The organism is Bacillus sp. ISL-57, assembly GCF_018613135.1.
In the GTDB taxonomy this organism is placed as follows: domain Bacteria; phylum Bacillota; class Bacilli; order Bacillales; family DSM-1321; genus Peribacillus; species Peribacillus frigoritolerans.
In genome coordinates this window covers 277279-294467 of the sequence record NZ_JAGGQV010000004.1, presented here as the reverse complement: position 1 = coordinate 294467, position 17189 = coordinate 277279, and the positions used below count along the sequence as shown (strand labels likewise).

The 17189-nt window shown below is 42.8% G+C and carries 16 protein-coding genes and 1 riboswitch; of the genes, 2 read left to right on the top strand and 14 right to left on the bottom strand.

Going from position 1 to position 17189, the window contains the following annotated elements; all coding sequences use genetic code 11:
- Positions 1 to 47: 47 nt before the first annotated feature.
- Together J7I90_RS09845 and sppA are read right to left on the bottom strand one after the other, a co-directional pair.
- Positions 48 to 587 (bottom strand): RDD family protein, encoded by a 540-nt coding sequence (locus tag J7I90_RS09845; protein ID WP_214770994.1) that lies wholly within the window; start codon positions 585 to 587, stop codon positions 48 to 50.
- Between the two features lie 12 nt (positions 588 to 599).
- Positions 600 to 1601, bottom strand: a complete 1002-nt coding sequence (gene sppA, locus J7I90_RS09840; RefSeq protein ID WP_214770992.1) for a signal peptide peptidase SppA — start codon at positions 1599 to 1601, stop codon at positions 600 to 602.
- Positions 1602 to 1807: 206 nt separating this feature from the next.
- On the opposite strand from sppA, the gene J7I90_RS09835 reads away from it, so the two are divergent.
- Positions 1808 to 2608, top strand: coding sequence for an NAD kinase (locus J7I90_RS09835; protein ID WP_053535929.1), 801 nt, complete (start codon positions 1808 to 1810; stop codon positions 2606 to 2608).
- Positions 2609 to 2643: 35 nt separating this feature from the next.
- Here the strand turns inward: J7I90_RS09835 and J7I90_RS09830 are convergent, their stop codons facing one another.
- From J7I90_RS09830 to J7I90_RS09810, 5 genes are read right to left on the bottom strand one after another with little or no spacing between them, the layout of a single operon-like run.
- Positions 2644 to 3414, bottom strand: coding sequence for a TatD family hydrolase (locus J7I90_RS09830; RefSeq protein WP_214770990.1), 771 nt, complete (start codon positions 3412 to 3414; stop codon positions 2644 to 2646).
- Positions 3415 to 3432: 18 nt separating this feature from the next.
- Positions 3433 to 4170 (bottom strand): ABC transporter ATP-binding protein, encoded by a 738-nt coding sequence (locus J7I90_RS09825; protein ID WP_251025214.1) that lies wholly within the window; start codon positions 4168 to 4170, stop codon positions 3433 to 3435.
- On the bottom strand, positions 4160 to 4942 hold the full coding sequence (locus J7I90_RS09820) for an ABC transporter permease (RefSeq protein WP_214770988.1): 783 nt from the start codon (positions 4940 to 4942) through the stop codon (positions 4160 to 4162). Before J7I90_RS09820 ends, J7I90_RS09825 begins: the two co-directional genes overlap by 11 nt.
- A complete protein-coding gene (locus tag J7I90_RS09815) occupies positions 4939 to 5223 on the bottom strand; it encodes a thiamine-binding protein (RefSeq protein ID WP_034309193.1) in 285 nt (94 codons plus the stop codon). The genes J7I90_RS09820 and J7I90_RS09815 overlap by 4 nt, the downstream gene beginning before the upstream one ends.
- 11 nt (positions 5224 to 5234) lie before the next feature.
- The gene (locus J7I90_RS09810; RefSeq protein ID WP_214770986.1) at positions 5235 to 6230 is read right to left on the bottom strand and encodes an ABC transporter substrate-binding protein; all 996 of its coding nucleotides are present in this window, start codon (positions 6228 to 6230) and stop codon (positions 5235 to 5237) included.
- 131 nt (positions 6231 to 6361) lie between these two features.
- A riboswitch (TPP riboswitch) is annotated at positions 6362 to 6471 on the bottom strand.
- Positions 6472 to 6784: 313 nt separating this feature from the next.
- On the opposite strand from J7I90_RS09810, the gene J7I90_RS09805 reads away from it, so the two are divergent.
- Entirely contained in the window at positions 6785 to 7612 is an 828-nt protein-coding gene (locus J7I90_RS09805; protein WP_251025194.1) for a protein-glutamine gamma-glutamyltransferase, read from the top strand.
- Between the two features lie 92 nt (positions 7613 to 7704).
- Here J7I90_RS09805 and rarD read toward each other — a convergent pair whose 3' ends face one another.
- From rarD to ezrA, 7 genes are all read right to left on the bottom strand, one after another.
- Entirely contained in the window at positions 7705 to 8634 is a 930-nt protein-coding gene (rarD, locus tag J7I90_RS09800) for an EamA family transporter RarD (protein WP_214770984.1), read from the bottom strand.
- An 80-nt stretch (positions 8635 to 8714) separates the two neighbouring features.
- The gene (locus J7I90_RS09795; protein ID WP_214770982.1) at positions 8715 to 10316 is read right to left on the bottom strand and encodes an amidohydrolase; all 1602 of its coding nucleotides are present in this window, start codon (positions 10314 to 10316) and stop codon (positions 8715 to 8717) included.
- Positions 10317 to 10469: 153 nt separating this feature from the next.
- Entirely contained in the window at positions 10470 to 12053 is a 1584-nt protein-coding gene (mbcS, locus tag J7I90_RS09790) for an acyl-CoA synthetase MbcS (protein ID WP_214770980.1), read from the bottom strand.
- Positions 12054 to 12502: 449 nt separating this feature from the next.
- Positions 12503 to 12709 carry an alpha/beta-type small acid-soluble spore protein gene (locus tag J7I90_RS09785; RefSeq protein WP_034309203.1) on the bottom strand — a complete coding sequence of 69 codons (207 nt, stop codon included), beginning with the start codon at positions 12707 to 12709 and terminating at the stop codon, positions 12503 to 12505.
- A gap of 82 nt (positions 12710 to 12791) precedes the next feature.
- Positions 12792 to 14003 carry a tRNA uracil 4-sulfurtransferase ThiI gene (gene thiI / locus J7I90_RS09780; protein WP_214770976.1) on the bottom strand — a complete coding sequence of 404 codons (1212 nt, stop codon included), beginning with the start codon at positions 14001 to 14003 and terminating at the stop codon, positions 12792 to 12794.
- Positions 14000 to 15148 (bottom strand): cysteine desulfurase family protein, encoded by a 1149-nt coding sequence (locus J7I90_RS09775; RefSeq protein ID WP_214770973.1) that lies wholly within the window; start codon positions 15146 to 15148, stop codon positions 14000 to 14002. The genes thiI and J7I90_RS09775 overlap by 4 nt, the downstream gene beginning before the upstream one ends.
- A gap of 218 nt (positions 15149 to 15366) precedes the next feature.
- A complete protein-coding gene (gene ezrA / locus J7I90_RS09770; protein ID WP_214770970.1) occupies positions 15367 to 17061 on the bottom strand; it encodes a septation ring formation regulator EzrA in 1695 nt (564 codons plus the stop codon).
- Positions 17062 to 17189 lie beyond the last annotated feature (128 nt).

The following is a 17189-nucleotide window of genomic DNA, read 5'->3' as shown; positions in this document are numbered from 1 at the left end:
CTGCAAAAGCGAAAATCACGCTCTTACAGATTTATGAATGGAAGAAATCATCTTCTGATCAACACAACGCCCGTGTCAGCAAAGACATCATGCAAAGCCTGTTTCTTCGGTAATAGGCCTGCCAAGAGATAGCCAATCCAAGTGACCTTTGAAATATAGCGGCCAATCAGCTCCCTGAACAATATCGTGCTCCATGAAATGGTTTTTTTCTCTTCCTTCAAGGCAACGACTTTCAGTCCAAAAATCATCTTGCCAAGGGTTTGATTCAAGAATTTGGTCATCAATACAAAGTATAAGAAAAATACGATCCCCGTTAAGAAGCCCTCTGCGGAGAACCAAAGGTCATCTGTCCCTTCATAAAATTTAAAGATGGGATGAATCAAAATCCGGTTCAAGCTTCCGATAACCAATAGATCGGCTAAATAGGCCCAAAACCTCATCCAAAAACCAGCAAAATGCACTTTTTTGACTTCATCATCACCCACAGCCTTTTTGGCTGATGTAAATTCCTGCTGAACGGGAACCTCTTGTTCTGCCATTAGATTGGATGAAGCGATTTGTTCATTGTTTTCATTTCTTTCCGTCATCCTTCAGCCCCCCTATTCCGCATACAAATACATTAAGCGTGGAGAATTTGAAGAGGAAAGGATTTTTGTCAAGACTGCCGTTTCCACATCATTTCCCAACATTTTTTGCGCACTCATACTGAATAATGAACCGAAACCTGCCTCATCCGTATAACGGATGACTTGAGCATCCTTTTTACCGATATCCGTTTTCATTGCGGCAATTACATCATCCAAATGGCCGAAATCATCGATTAGATGGTTTTCCTTAGCCTGACGTCCATCATAAATGCGTCCATCGGCAATTTCCCTTACTTCCTTCTCTGTCATTCCGCGTCCGTCAGCAATGACTTTTACAAATTGATCATAAGAATTATTAATCATATTCTGCAGTATTTCACGTTCTTCCCCAGTCATTTCACGGGTTGGACTCATAATATCTTTGTGTGGTCCGCTTTTGATGGTTTCGAACTCGACACCATACTTCTTGGCCAGCTTCTCGTAATTATACCCATGCATGATGACTCCAAGTGAACCCGTCATCGTTTCTGGGCTGGCATAAATCTTGTCGGCTGGTGCAGAAATATAATATCCGCCTGAAGCAGCCATAGACCCCATTGATACATAAACAGGTTTTTTCACTTTCTTGATATCAAGGATCTTTTCATGAATCTCTGCACTTTCGACGACACCGCCGCCTGGAGAATTCACCCGAAGGATGATTCCTTTGATATCGTCATTTTCCTCTGCCATCTTCAGCTTATCCATGAAGGCACGGTGATTATATGTTGCTGAACTAAGTAATGAGGCTTCCCCTGTATCTTGAATCGTGCCCTCTACATCAAATACGGCAATAACATTAGTGTAATCATCGCCTTCTATGACTTCCTCGTAAAATGCACTTTCGGAAGCAAATAATTCATCAATGATATTTTCCGTATCCGCTGTAAATAGAGTAGTGGCCGCCCCTACAGCAATAGATACAAAAAATAAAACGGCTGCGATTCCAAGTGCAGCCCAACGCTTTCCATTCATCTGTTTTCCCCCTTAAATATATGTATCCTTCTTACCATACGAACTAATACCAAAAATGTTTCATTCCATGATAAACTAAGACATATAAAATTGTAGCAAAGAATCCTCAAATTGGAAATGCATTGGTCCATTTTGCAAAAAATGCATTTATTGTAAACAGGATATAGAAAGCCCTTTCATCACCATACATTCTAGGGGGAAACATGATGAACACTCGAAGGAATATTTATTTTTTCCATGCACCGAATGCAGAGATGCTTAGCAAGGTTGAATACTTATCAGACTTGGCGAAGCAACATTCGTATGAAGTCATCCAGGATTTCACAAAAGCGAACATCATCGTAAGCATCGGTGATGACGGCACATTCCTGCAGGCAGCACGTAAAACCGGGTTCAGGGATGACTGTTTATATGCGGGCATTTCCACGACAGGAAACTTGAATATGTATTGCGATTTCCACTTGGAAGACAGTGATAAGATGATTGATGCCATGACAAGGGAGCAAATCGAGGTGCGTAAATATCCAACCATCTCTATCCAATTGGACGATCAGCCCTCCTTCTATGCCCTTAATGAACTGAGTATCCGCTCTTCGATCACCAAAACGTTCATCATGGATATTTTCATTGATCAACTTCATTTTGAAACTTTTCGCGGGGACGGAATCATCATTGCGACTCCGACCGGAAGCACCGCCTATAATAAATCGGTCAATGGGGCCGTTGTCGATCCCCTTCTCCCTTGCTTCCAAGTGAGCGAACTTGCTTCCGTCAATAATAATACCTATCGGACCCTAGGCTCCTCATTCATCCTAAGCGGCGCTAAGACGTTGACCGTCCACCTTGAACAAAACGGACCAAGCTATCCGATCGTCGGAATGGACAATGAAGCGTTAAGCATCAATCATGTCGAAAAGGTAAAGGTCCGGTTAAGCGGTAAGGTCATCAAGACCGTTAAGCTAAAAGACAATTCCTTTTGGGAAAAGGTTAAAAGGACCTTTCTCTAAACGAAAAAAGGTACCGGATATGATAACCGGTACCTTTATATATGATAAAAATCTTTCGTATTTTGATAAAGGGCTTCATAGACATCTTCAATCGGCAATTCTTTAATCGAAGCAATTTGACGCACACTGTCATGCATCATGCCGGGATGGGTCCATTCCCCATTGAAAACCCCTTCAAACGGCCATGGTCCATCCGTTTCTATCATCATCAGCTTAAGTGGATAGGCCGCAACTAATTCCTGTATTTCCCTCTCATAACAAACATCAGGTGTAATCGAAATGCGGTAGCCCTTTTCGGCCATTCTTTCAATTGTCCGGATATCCCCTTTAAACCAATGGAAGTGTGCCCTTGTGATTTGATGCTTATCCAAAAGGTCGCAAACGATAGGTGCATCGTCATGGACGGCATGAAGGATAACCGGCTTTTCAATCTCTTTAGCTAAAGTCAGGAACCTCTCCAGTATCACTATATATGCTGAGTTATCAATATCGGGATTTTCCTGCCTTAAGTAATAGGGCAGCCCAACCTCGCCTATCGCAACCATATTGTGACGATGTTCCCGCATCCAGCTCAATAATTCATTCACTTCTTCATCACTCGGGAGGGGCTGCTCTGGATGAAAACCAAAGGCAGGCTTAATTCGTGAATCTTTAAGTGAAAGCTGATAATTGTTAATCGAAGAATCCAAATTCATGGAAACAGTCAGCAAGGATTCCAACTGAACCTTTTCCATGTCTTTCAGGATCTGCTTCCGCTTAACAATATCATACTTATCCAAATGGATATGGCTGTCGATGATTCTCAAATGTTATCGCCTCCTTACTTAAGTAGTGAAAGTTGGCTTGAGTGCTGCATATAATTCTCTCTTCAAATGAATAAATTCATCACTAAGAAGCTGTTCTTCTCTTCTTGGCCTTGAAAATGGGACTTTCACTTCTTTGATGACAGCAGCCGGTTTTGCTGATAACACATAAATTCTATCTGATAGGAAAACCGCTTCATCTATGCTGTGAGTGACAAAAAGCACCGACCTCCGATTTTCTTCCCAAACCGACAACAGCCATTGTTGCATTTGCAATCTTGTCAGTTCATCCAAGGCAGAAAAGGGTTCGTCCAGGCACATCAAGTCCTGTGGACTTAAGATACTCCGAATGAATGCGGCCCTTTGTTTCATGCCTCCAGATAATTCATGCGGATATGCTTTCCCGTAATCTTCTAACCTGGCTTTCATCAAAAGGTTTTTTGCCTTTTCTTTATCTCTGGTCCCAGCAAGTTCACTTCCAAGCAAAACATTTTCCAATACCGTTCTCCAAGGTAAAAGGGAAGGCTGCTGAGGCATATAGCTGATATGTCCCTTTAAGCCATTTATCTTTTTACCATCCAATGAAATGATGCCATGATCAGGCTTCAAAATCCCGCCGATCAAGTGGAACAATGTACTTTTACCGCTTCCCGATGGCCCAAGGATCGTAACAAATTCCCCATCATTCACATGGAAATTCATATTCTCCAATATATTTTGCTTACCATCGAAAGAATAGGAGACGTCTTTAATTTCCAGCTTCACCCTTTTCGCCCTCCTTTCTCTTCCAAGAAACCAAGTATTTCTCCAGGAAAGTGATGATTCCAAAAAAAATCAGGCTCATTCCCATGATGATGAAAATGGCTACAAACACCCGATCTGTCCTGAACGCTGAAGAAGCGAGAGTCATATAAACACCAATCCCCGATTTTGCCCCAAGCCATTCCGAAATAACCGCACCCATTACACTATAGGTAGCCGAAATTTTCAAGCCCGAGAATATGAACGGGATCGAGTGAGGAAGTTCCAGCTTCCAAAATAACTGGTTTTTCCCCGCTCCCATCATCTTGAAATAATGCTTAAGCTCGTATGGTGTCTGGCGAAAACCGTCCAAAGATGCGACCGCAACCGGAAAAAAACATACAAGTGAAATCACGATCAACTTAGGCAGCATGCCAAAGCCAAACCAGATTACCAAAAGCGGCACCAAAACGATGATAGGTATATTTTGTGATAGTATGAGCAGAGGATAAACCGCGTCCTTCACACCTGGAAATAGGTGCAGGATTGCCGCGATCAATAAGCCGATGCAGCTCCCAATAAAAAAACCCGACAACGCAAGCTCGGTTGTGGATATAAGGTGTCCGTAAAGATTGCGGGAAGACTCAATTCCTTCAATGAAAATGGCCGATGGAGCGGGAAGCAGCCATTCTTCAACTTTCAATAAGACTGTCACTGACTCCCATACTATCAGCAACAATAATAAAAGAAAGAAGGGAGCCCCCTTCTTCCAAATTCCCTTTCCGATCATGCCCGATATTTCTCCGTTAACGTATCCATCGTAATCCCGCTTGGCTGATATAATATTTTCACTTGGGAAATGACATTCGGCGATCCTATTTCAATCATTCTTACATTCATTTTTTCTATCACGGCAAAAAGTTCGGAAAGCTCCCCCTCCATTGTCGTTTCAAGCGGGTGAACCTCATACTTGACACCTGATTCTTCAATGATCTTGATTGCTTCATCGACCATAGGGATGACGTTTTCCCCTTTAGGAATAATTTGTATACTAATTAATGAATTGGCCATTGTATTTCCTCCTATTTTGGTAAAAATTCATTGGTAAATGCCTTTTCAGGATCGAAATCACCTTCAAGAAGCTTATTTTCAGTCATCCACTCACTATAATTCTTCCAAATTTCAAGCTTTTGTTCACCCCATCGCGGAGCATCATCCTGATACTTGTCTGCAAGCCACTCCTGGCTTTTCTTCACTAGTTTTGGATCAAGATCCGGTGCAGACTTAATTAACATGTCCGCTGCATCGTCAGGATTCTTAATCGCAAACTGGTACCCTTTGGAAGCTGCTTGAACGAATGCTTTAACAGTCTCCGGATCTTCTTTTATCATCTTTTCATTCGTAGTTAATACAGGCGTATAGTAATCAAGCTTATCAGAGTATTCGGTTAAGTAAACCATATTAAGCTTTTCATTTCGCAATTCGGCCTCAATGCCTGTCCATCCATAATAAATCCAGGCAAAATCTATATCCCTTTTAACCGAAGTGAAAAAATCCATGTCTCCTGTATTGACTATATCCACTTTATTTACATCCGCATTTTCTTTTTTCATGAGTGAATCAATGATGGCCTTTTCAACCGGGGACCCCCAGCCACCATACGTTTTCCCTTCAAAATCCTTGGGAGTCGTAATGTCTTTTGCCTCAGGGGAAGCGAATCCCGAGGTATTATGCTGGATGACGGCAGCTACCGAAACAATCGGCACGCCCTGGACGCGGGCCTGCGTTATGCCCTCCTGGTAGCTCACGCCAAATTCAGATTTCCCTGAAGCGACAAGCTTATCAGCTCCAGCTTCACCTGGCATGATAATTTCCACATCAAGACCTTGTTCTTTAAAATAACCTTTTTCCTTGGCTACATACAGTCCTGTATGGTTTGTATTCGGTGTCCAATCGAGCACGACCGATACCTTTTTTAATTCTTCATTTTTAGATGCTTCTTCTTTTTCATTAGTTCCGCCTGCTCCGCATCCAGCTAAAAGGAAGAACGAAGTTAACAGTGGTAAGAATTTATTCAAGTCATTATCCCCCTACATATCTTATAAGGTCCATATGCCGGAACCATAATAGGGCTCCAGGGCTATTCAAATACTGGAAAAAAGCAAAAAACGCCCGAAGATGAATTCGGACGTTAACATACAAAACAGAAAATCAGTCATAATATGTTCCCTCCGCTGGCATCACCCAGATCAGGTTCAAAGAGTCAGCATCTAATGGATGCAATCTCAGCCAGCAGTACTGGCCCCCCTACATTTCTCGCACATATGAACTTTTCTCTCTCATTATATCAATTCATAGGGAAAAAGGAATACTAATTTGCTTCTTCTCTCTAATTGGAAAGGTATTCCTGGCACTTCAGGATATCTTGCAAAATATCTTTTGGAACGAAAATCATTGAAAGCAAAATAATTCTGCCTCTTTCCGTTCCAATCATGCTTGGCTGCAACGGTGGCGGACACGTACCAAATAGTCATTTCTTTTCAAGCATTCATATAATGAGCATTACATGTAGACATTTTTGTTTACTTGTTTTATTAAACCCTTAATTTCATAAGCAAAAGGTGGATATGTCATGATAAAGATTAATCACAAATGGTTAGATGTCAGTCAAATCCAACCAGGTACAGCCTCTGCCAAATCGCTTGAAACTCTTCAATGCTTGGCGGAAGATTCTAACGTTTTTGAATACCGGAACTTTGGGGATTTTAATTTCGAGATACAGCTGAGGAACCGAGTCATAGAGGCAGCTATTGCGTTGGATAAAAGCGGTCCGGATTTCTCCACACTTGAGGAGTCTCAATCCAATCAACGTTATTGGCACCTTTCAAAGGATGGCACCTTTACCCTTCAGCCAGGGATTCTCCCTCATGCTGCGCTCGTTGACATTTTCATGAATGGAGGGCTTTATGCATTCGAATGCGGTACAGCAATGGTCATCACTTTTTTAAAGGCGATTTTGGATCTGATCGGCCCCAGGAATTTCGACTATCTTTTTTCAGACCTATTTTTATATGACTTTCGCCCTCCACAGAATATGGCTCTCATTATTCATCAAGGAAGGGATTATTTACCAGGTGATTGCGTTTACTTCAAAAACCCTGATCACGACTTGGCAACCCCTGAATGGCAAGGTGAAAATGCCATATTATTAGGGAATAACCTCTTTTATGGCCACGGGATCGGGATTACCACTGCACAGGGAATCATCGATGAATTAAATAGCAATAGAAAGCCATTCGCCACCATATCAGCATTTCTGACAACGCATATCATTTCCCTGGATAGTTCCTTCTATAGACAATTCCAACTAAATAACCCTCGTGCCAAGCCCGATAACAGTCCTGCCAGCCTTTCCAATTGTATTGTTTCTGAAATAGGTTCGAAGATATACCTTTCATGACCCTGGCATTTCGCCTATGCCATAAATCCGTTTTATTGAATATCGACATAAAAAATGCTTGGGCAGAAAATTTCCCAAGCATTTATTTCTTTTCAAGCACCAATATTCCCTTTGCCTTTGAACCTGCGGGCACTTGCCTGCCCCCATTTCGTTATGGATAGTGTATAAACAGCCAAGGCTGACCATATGAACAAAAAGGCTAAAAGATGTGCTTTGGTGAAACTTTCATGATAGACGAATACCCCGATCAATAAAGATAAGGTCGGAGCGATATACTGAAAAATGCCTAGCATCGATAACGGGATCTTCTCGGCCCCTTTCGCAAAATATAAAAGAGGCAATGCCGTGGCAATCCCGCCGCCCACCAACAGCAAGCTTGTGCTCCCGTCTGTAAAGAATTGCATTTCCGACCTGTTCATCAAGTAAATCAGGTAACCTAGGGCCAGAGGCGTTACCATCATCGTTTCGAGCGTCAGCCCGATTGCCGATTCGGCCTTGATCATTTTTTTTGCCAGACCGTATAATCCAAAGGTCATGGCCAAAACAAGAGAGATCCACGGGATCGTGCCGAAATGAATGCCAAGGATCAAGACTCCGATTCCTGCAAGCAGGAATGAAATGATTTGGGCCCCGCTCAATTTTTCTTTTAAGACTATCACTCCCAATAGTACACTGACGAGCGGATTGATATAATATCCAAGGCTCGTGTCGAGGATCCGTCCCGAGTTAACGGCCCATATGAACACTCCCCAATTGGCTGTAACAAGCAGTGACGCCGTTAGTAATGCCGTAAATAGTTTCGGATTGCCCAGTATGTTTTTGACATAATCAAGAAACGCCTGCCACTTTTTCATGATCATCAATAAAACCAGCATGAACACGAAAGACCATAATACCCTCTGAGCTAAAATTTCCATTGCACCGACTCCCTGAAGGAACTTCCAGTAAACCGGCACAACTCCCCACATCATGTAAGAAAGGGCTGCATAAATCGCCCCTTCTTTTTGTTGATCCACTTTCATAACAAGCCTTCTTTCCATTTACATTCCTTTATCTAATTCCATCTGACAATTTTGTATTTCCATTTCTTTTTTTGCAACTGTTAATTTTTATCATACATGATTTTGTCATCGATGACCGTCATGACCGCCTCAGCTTTCAGGAGATCATCCGGTGCAACAGCAAAGACATCCAGATTAAACACGGTAAAATCGGCATCGTACCCTTTTTTGATCACACCTCGGCGTTTTTCCTGGCCGATTGCTGCAGCACTCCCTTTCGTATACAATGCGAAAGCCTCGAAAACGGAAAGCCTTTCAGACAAACCATATACGGTACGGTCCTCACTGTTGATTTTCATCCTTGTGACAGCTGCATGAATGCCCAAAATCGGATTTAATGGTTCAATGGGTGCATCCGACCCTCCCGCACAAATGATGCCCAAATTCAAATAGGTTTTCCAGGCATAGGAGGATTCCAATAGATCGGCTGGCACCTTTTCTTCCACCCATGGAAAATCGGACGGAACGAACCCCGGTTGTATATCAAAGATTACCGGCAGCTTTGCCGCCCGCTCCAAAAGCTCGGGCCGTACAATCTGCGCATGGATGAGCCGGTCCCTCTGTCCCTTTTTCGGGGGGAGGGCTTCAATTGCATTCAAGACGTATTCAAAAGCGAGATCGCCAATCGCATGGACAGCAATCGGCATTCCGGCAGCCCTTGCTTTTTTCACCCATTCCTGAAGCTCATTTTCAGTGAATATCGCGACCCCATTCGTATTCTTTTGATCTACGTAAGGTTCGCTCAACAGGGCAGTGCGTCCGCCTAAGGAGCCGTCGGTAAAGATCTTCATGCTGTCGAATTTGATATATCGCGTACCTTCCTGATAGCCGCCGCCTGCTGCCAGCATTTCTTCAAACGCTTCGTGATGGACGAGCAAATTGGCGCGAAAGGCCATTTCCCGGTCCTCGATTACCGATTTAAACGCCTGATATGTCGACATGAATCCATTGTAGTAATGAAGGTCCTCTGTATGCCCCCCAGTCAAACCTAGCTTATATGCGTCTTCTATGGCCTCTGTGAGCGCGTTTTCGATATACTCTTGATCAATGCCGGGAAGGCTGTCTAAAATAAGGTTCTGCGCCTGGCTTTCTTTAAATAATCCATTTAAACGTCCGTCAGGATAACGGCAGATCACCCCGCCTGAAGGTTCTTTTATATCTTCTTTAATATCCGCTTCCAAAAGGGCCCGGGAATTGACCACCAAGGCATGACGGCAGACCCTTTTCAATACGATGGGATGATCTGCCGATATCGCGTCAAGCTCATCCCGTAATATCAATTCAGGCCTCGGCCATTCATTTTCATTCCACCCTTCGGCAACGATCCACTTTCCGGCCGGGGTCTTTAAGCACTTTTCCTTCAAGGATTTCATGATCGACTCCCTGCTATCCATCAAAGAGAGGTCTAGACGAAGCAGTCTTTCACCATGTCCGACCAAATGAAGGTGACTATCCACTAATCCCGGCAGCATCGTTTGTCCTTTTAAGTCGATTTCCCTGGAAATATTGCCGGCATGTTCATTTTTCAAATGGTCCAGGCTGCCGGTATCAACAATTAACCCCTTATCAGTGAAGACTGCCTCCACTTTATCATTTTCTTTAACCATCGTATAAATTGACCCATTGAACCATAACGTTCCCATTCCGGCTTTACACTCCTTATTAAATGATTGTTACTGTGCAGATATGCAGTAAGTGTACCATCTCATAACACGAATTCCCATATTTATGCTTTTACCCAAGTCCCTGTCAATAAAAAAACGCCAGCCTTGAAGGCTGACGTTCATGCATTTCAATCAATTGTTAAGGAGTGCTTCTTCCCTTTTCCGTAAATCCACCCGTTTGATTTTACCTGATGTCGTTTTGGGAAGCTCTTCTAAAAATTCGATTTTCCTTGGATATTTATATGGAGCAGTCAATTCTTTCACGTGCGATTGAAGCGTCTTGATCAAGTCCTGGCTGTTCGGATCGATATCATCCATCAAGACGACATACGCCTTGACCACATTTCCCCTTATTTCATCAGGACTTGCTATTACGGCACACTCTTTAACATACGGATGCTTAACGAGTGCATCTTCCACTTCAAACGGTCCGATCGTATATCCCGAACTGATGATGATATCATCAGAACGACCCTCAAACCAGAAATAACCATCCTCATCCTTTTTCGCTTGATCGCCGGTGATATAATAGTCCCCGCGGAATTGCTGCGATGTCCGCTCGGGATCTTTAAAATATTCTTTAAAAAGAGCAGGTGTATCGACATGTACGGCAATATCCCCCACTACGCCAGGAGAACAAGGTTTACCGGAATCATCGATGATTTCCACATGGTTGCCCGGAGTCGGTTTGCCCATGGAGCCCAATTTAATTTCCATGCCTTTCGTTACACCAACCAACAAGGTATTTTCGGTCTGTCCATACCCATCACGCACTTCAATCTGGAAATGGTTCTTAAAGACCTCGAACACTTTTTGATTTAAAGGCTCTCCCGCTGATACGGCACTATGAAGATGGGATAAATCATAATCATCAAGGTTATCCACCTTTGCAATCAATCGATACTCGGTTGGTGTACAGCATAATGCATTCACTTTGTAGTCCTGAAGCAGCTGAAGATATTTTTTCGCCTCGAACTTTCCATGATAGGCAAGGCCTGTCGCTCCAGTCCCCAGAACCGCCAGGAAAGGACTCCAGATCCACTTTTGCCACCCTGGGCCTGCAGTTGCCCAAACGACATCCGTTTCGCTGATTCCTAGCCAGTTTGCAGCGGACGTTTTCAAATGGGCATAAGCCCATCCATGTGTATGGACGACCCCTTTTGGATTTCCTGTCGTTCCGGAAGTATACGATAAGAATGCCATATCCTCACTCTTCGTGTCAGCCATGGTCAGCTGATCGGATTCCTCATCGGCGAGCTCATTCAAATCCAGCCAATTTTCGATTCGTTTTCCGATTGAAAACTTCAGGAGGCTTTCCGCTCCTTCTATTTCATTCAATTCGCCAGTAAATTCATGATAACTGATGATTCCTTTGACATCACCATGGTTGACTCGGTACTGCAAGTCCTTCGCACGAAGCATTTCAGAACAAGGGATGACAATCATGCCAATTTTCAATGCGGCTAAATACACTTGATAAGCTTCCACCAAACGGGGGATTATGATGAGGACCGTATCACCTTTACCCAGTCCTTTTTTCTTGAAGGCATTTCCAATTTTATTTGCACTTTTTAATAAATTCTCATATGTAAGTTGCTTTTTATCTCCGGTTTCGTTCTCCCAAAGTACGGCAACTTTACCTGGATCTTTTGCATAACGTTCCATTTCACTCACTAAGTTGTAATGTTCCGGAGCCAATAAGTCTTCACGCTTCATATTCTTCCCCTCCAATTATGAACTCTTAGTACCTACTCATTATACAAGATACTTCTCTAAAATTTCTATTTATTTTTACAAATTAAAAAAAGAGCGGGTCTAGGAATCCGCTCTCTTATAGCCTGTAGACAACTCCTAAAGCAAGGTTTGCCTGCAGTTTTTCTTTTAAAAAATTCCAGCTGATTTCAGAAACCCGCTCTCTTTCCGCCGACTGTCTGCCAAGCCTCATCAAAGCCTGCACCTGTGGGTCTTGGCTAGCCGGTTATTCGGCACAATAATGAGGTTTCATATTATATAAAACAGTAAAAAATTATGTAGTAAAACAAGGTCTTGTTGTTAACGCAGCTTTTTGACATACAACGCACTTTATTTTGCTGCCCACGAATTCAGTACGCAAACGTAAAGAGAGCGGGTGTTAAAACCCGCTCTCTGTAGCCATATTTATGAAATTATCTGTTGAAGCCTCCGCCTAATTGTTGTTCAGCCATTTGAACAAGACGTTTTGTGATCTCTCCACCAACTGATCCGTTAGCGCGAGAAGTTGTGTCGGCACCAAGTTGTACGCCGAATTCTGTAGCGATTTCATATTTCATTTGTTGTAGAGCTTGTTCAACTCCAGGTACCAATAATTCGTTTGAGCTGTTGTTGTTTGCCATGTGTGTTTCACCTCCTTGTGATTATAGAGTGTGTTAAAACACATGGCTTCATTCGCACATTTTTATTGGTAATTAAAGGATATTAAAACAAGTCTTCCATCGCTTCTTCCTTAACGAAAGTCTGACCCGGTTTAACCGTTAGTATTTCTGTTTCGGAGACCGCTTTTTCAATCAAGGAGTCAAAGTCGACGAAGCTTTCATAGTAATTGACTTTTTCACGTTTCGGTTTCGTTTTTGGGCTTGCCGGCGTAAAGACCGTACAGCAATCCTCGTACGGCAGATTGGATATTTCAAAAGTATCGAGTTGTCTTGCTATTTTGATGATTTCTGTCTTATCCATGGTAATCAGCGGACGCAGGATCGGTGTATTCGTAACCTCATTGATGGCAAACATGCTGCTCATCGTCTGGCTCGCAACCTGTCCAAGGCTTTCACCGGTGATCAGTGCCATGGCTTCTTCCTTTTCCCGGATGCGATCGGCGACCCGCATCATTAAACGACGGGTTGTAGTCATTGAGTAGTTTTCCGGGATTTGTTTTTGAATCAATAATTGGATTTCCGTAAATGGAACGATATGCACTTTCATGCTTCCATTAATTTCTGCCAGTTTGCCCGCCAAATCAATGACCTTTTGACGTGAACGCTCACTTGTGAAAGGTGGGCTGTAAAAATGGATCGCCTCCACGTCCAATCCCCGTTTCATCGAAAGGAATCCTGCAACAGGACTGTCAATCCCGCCTGAAAGCATCAGCATCGCCTTCCCGCTTGAACCGAATGGAAGACCGCCTGCCCCCTGGATGATTTCACCTGTCAAATACACGGCTTCGCGTCTCACTTCCACTAGCAGGTTCAAATCAGGGTTCTTTACATCCACTTTTAAATCTTCTGTATTTCGGAGCAAATGCCCGCCGATTGCCCTGTTAATTTCATCGGTATTATACGGAAAGTCCTTATCGGCGCGTTTTGTTGTGATTTTGAACGTGTTTACCTCTTCAAGAGTATGATTAAGGTAATACAATGCTGCCGTTTTCATCACTTCCAGATCACGCTCTATTTTTATTGCAGGGCTTAATGACTGTATTCCAAAAATGCCTTTCAATCGGTCAATGACCGGCACATGGTCCGCACCGTTCAGGAGGACGTACATCCGCTCCCGGTTGGCTGTCAGCACTACGCCTTCTATATCTTTTAAACTCCAGCGGATATGTGCCTTCATTTTGTCTACAAAGCCTTTACGGTTTCTTTTTTTAGTGGAGATTTCTCCATAACGGATAATTATATGATCAAATTTCATTTAGCAACCCTCATTATTTTTTCTAAATTAGCGACTATTTTCTGTATCGCCGCCAGAACTTGCTTTGCTTCTCCCATTTCATTGCCGTAGGTAGTACTGATACGGATGACGCTTTCGGAACGAGCCGGATGATGGAACATCGCGTCCACCGTTTTGCTTACCGTCCTTTTTTTCGAAGAACAGGCACTAGTCGTCGAAACATATATTCCCTCCGATTCCAGTGCATGCAGCAATACCTCGGATTTCAGTCCCGGAACGGAAAAATTCACAATATGGGGTGCACCCTCTTCGGGACTGTTAACCAACACCCCGTCCATTTCCTTCAAACCTTTATATAAATAAGTTTTGATTTGCTGAAGCTTATCATGATACAGCAATTGATTGTTCATACTAATACGTAAAGCCTTCGAAAGGGCGACGATTCCCGCAACATTTTCGGTGCCGCTCCTGATTTTCGTTTCCTGATTGCCACCATGGAAAAGCGGGTCGACCCGAACGCCTTCACGAACATACAGGATGCCCGTCCCTTTCAAACCGTGAACCTTGTGGCCGGAAATTGTACATAAATCCACATTGGCTTCACGCAATGATAACGAAACCTTGCCTGTTCCCTGTACATTATCGACGTGAAAGAGCACGTTTGGGTATTGTTTTAACAATTTGCCCACTTCAGCAATCGGCTGTATCGAGCCAACTTCATTATTAACATGCATGACGGAAACCAAAATGGTATCTTCCCTCAATGCATCCTTAAGATCGGTTACATCAATTTGTCCAGATTCGTTAACGGGAAGATATGTGATCTCATATCCCATTCTCGTCAATGATTGGCAAGCGTCTTCTACAGAAGGATGTTCAATCGCTGTCGTGATTATGTGTTTGCCTCGATTTCCCTGAGAGAGGGCTGCCCCTTTAATGGCAAGATTATTTCCTTCCGTTCCCCCGGAAGTGAAATATATTTCCGAACTCTTCACCTTTAATAAATCAGCAATCTGCTTTCTGGCAGCGGAAAGCAGTTTTTCGGATTGCACCCCAAGTCCATGAAGCGATGAGGGATTCCCGAAATAATCCGAAGTAACCTTCATGAATGATTCGATTACTTCGGGATATGGTTTCGTTGTTGCACTATTGTCAAAATAAATCATGGGTTCACCTTCCATGTTTTTATATCTATGATGGTCACTCTTCTAAATATAAGTTTCAATGTTGCTGTTGCAACTTCTAATATTAACATAATTGAATTTGAAAGAGAATGTAAAACACTGGTCCAAGAATGATAGGATACCTGCTTCTTTAAATTCTCGGGAATGATTTAACTTCCCACCTAATCCATAAAAAGAAAAAAACCCGCCATGGCGGGTTTTCAGGAAAGGACTTCTTCTATGTTCGTCCCGATTTTTCGTAAACTGCCTGGGTCGACCTTTTCTATGGCAGTGGCTGCCGTTTCCAATGCGGCTTGATATTCATAGCTTCGGAATTTCGCTTCGGCTTCCCTTAGGCTCTCGGCTACCATATCGTGACTGCTTCGATAACGATTTCCGAATTGGATCACCTTTTCGGCCAAATACATATGCTCGATCAATTCCTGGGCTTTTTCGTGTACCTTATTCACCTGCTGAACCGCTTTTTCCAAATAAATATAAACAGCGGCCATGTCAAGCGGCTTTTCTTCAAGTTTGCCCTGAACGTCATCCATGCTTTCTTTGGCATCAGATAGCACCACTTTATACTCTTCTGGAAGACCTGGAATATTGCTTTTTGAAATTAAACGTCCAGTATCGACCATTTTGCGCTTCAATTCGGCCAGTGAATCCCTTGCATCCATTTCATCTTTCCGTAAAGCCTGTAATTTAACGGTAAAGTCTTTCTGATTTTCCTGTAATTCCTTCAACTGTGCTGCAAGCCCCTGCATCTCTTCGCTGATAAGCGAGCTTGCCATCACATTATCCTCCATTTTCAAGACGAGCAATTGATGGCGTTTTGAAATCTGGGCAATCTGCTTTTCCATTTTCCGTTGGGCATCGAGCTCATTTTCCGTCAGATGATACGTGTGTTGAACATGTATGGTTTCAACTTTAAGTTTATCGTTTTCATATTCAAGGTCACTAATCGTTTTCCTGAGAACTTCATCATTTTTCAAGATATACTGTTTTGAAAGCACTTCTTTTTCCAAAAGGTCATAGAGAACCTCGATGCTTTCGCGCATTTCTTTAATGCCTTTTTCCACTGCTTCCGTTTCGGCATTTTCCAATTGTGTTTTATATAGATCCAGTTCTTCCTCAAGCCTTGATATTTCCTGCTCGAATTGGATATGGCTCAGCAGGTACCCCTGTCCTGACATCTCCTCATAACCATCCTTCAATTCATTAAGCTGGGAATGCAGCTCGGATTGGCTATCAACCAATAATTTTGGGAGCATTTCCATTTTAACTGACAGAACCGCCAATTTGTCCTTAATGGTGAGAACAAGCTCCCTCGCATTCAAATAATTGCCGTTCACGGTCTCTTCTTCATATTTCTGAAGGATCTGCAGCACTTCATCCAAGGAGCTTTCCAGCTTATCAGCCGCTTTCCCATAATTATGCCTGTGTGCAAGCAGGGATTTCTTCAATTGACGGTAGGATTCTTTGATATCCTCAATTTCCAATCGATTCTTTTCCTCACTGCCTACGAGTTCATTCAGTTCGTATAGGATCTTTTTGATCATTTCCTCTATTTCATTCAGCTTGACTGTAATTTTGCGCTGTATCTCTTTTGATCGGCTGAAACGGTATTTATCGACGAATTCCTCGGCATCGAATAAAAGCTCTTCGACTTCGGGCATATGATCCGTAATGATGGCGTCCCATTCAATGCGCCAGTTTTCGAACATTTCCTCTGTTTCACCTGTCATGTTCAATTGTTTGACTTTAGAAAGCTCTTCCAGCACGGGGCGGTGCGTGATGCTTATTTTCCAGGATTCCAGTCGATCGATTTCTTTAAAATATCTCTTTTTGAAAAAATAACCCCAAATGATGAAAATCAAAATTAATACAATTACCCCAATTATGTAATCCATGGTAAGCCCCCTGTTCTAGTCCTTACAGTCTTGCTATTTATATATGAAATGTAAAAATGTTAAATTTAATGCTTTTATGATACCATGTTAGCAATAATTTTTGACGAGAAAAATGATTTTTTTGTAGA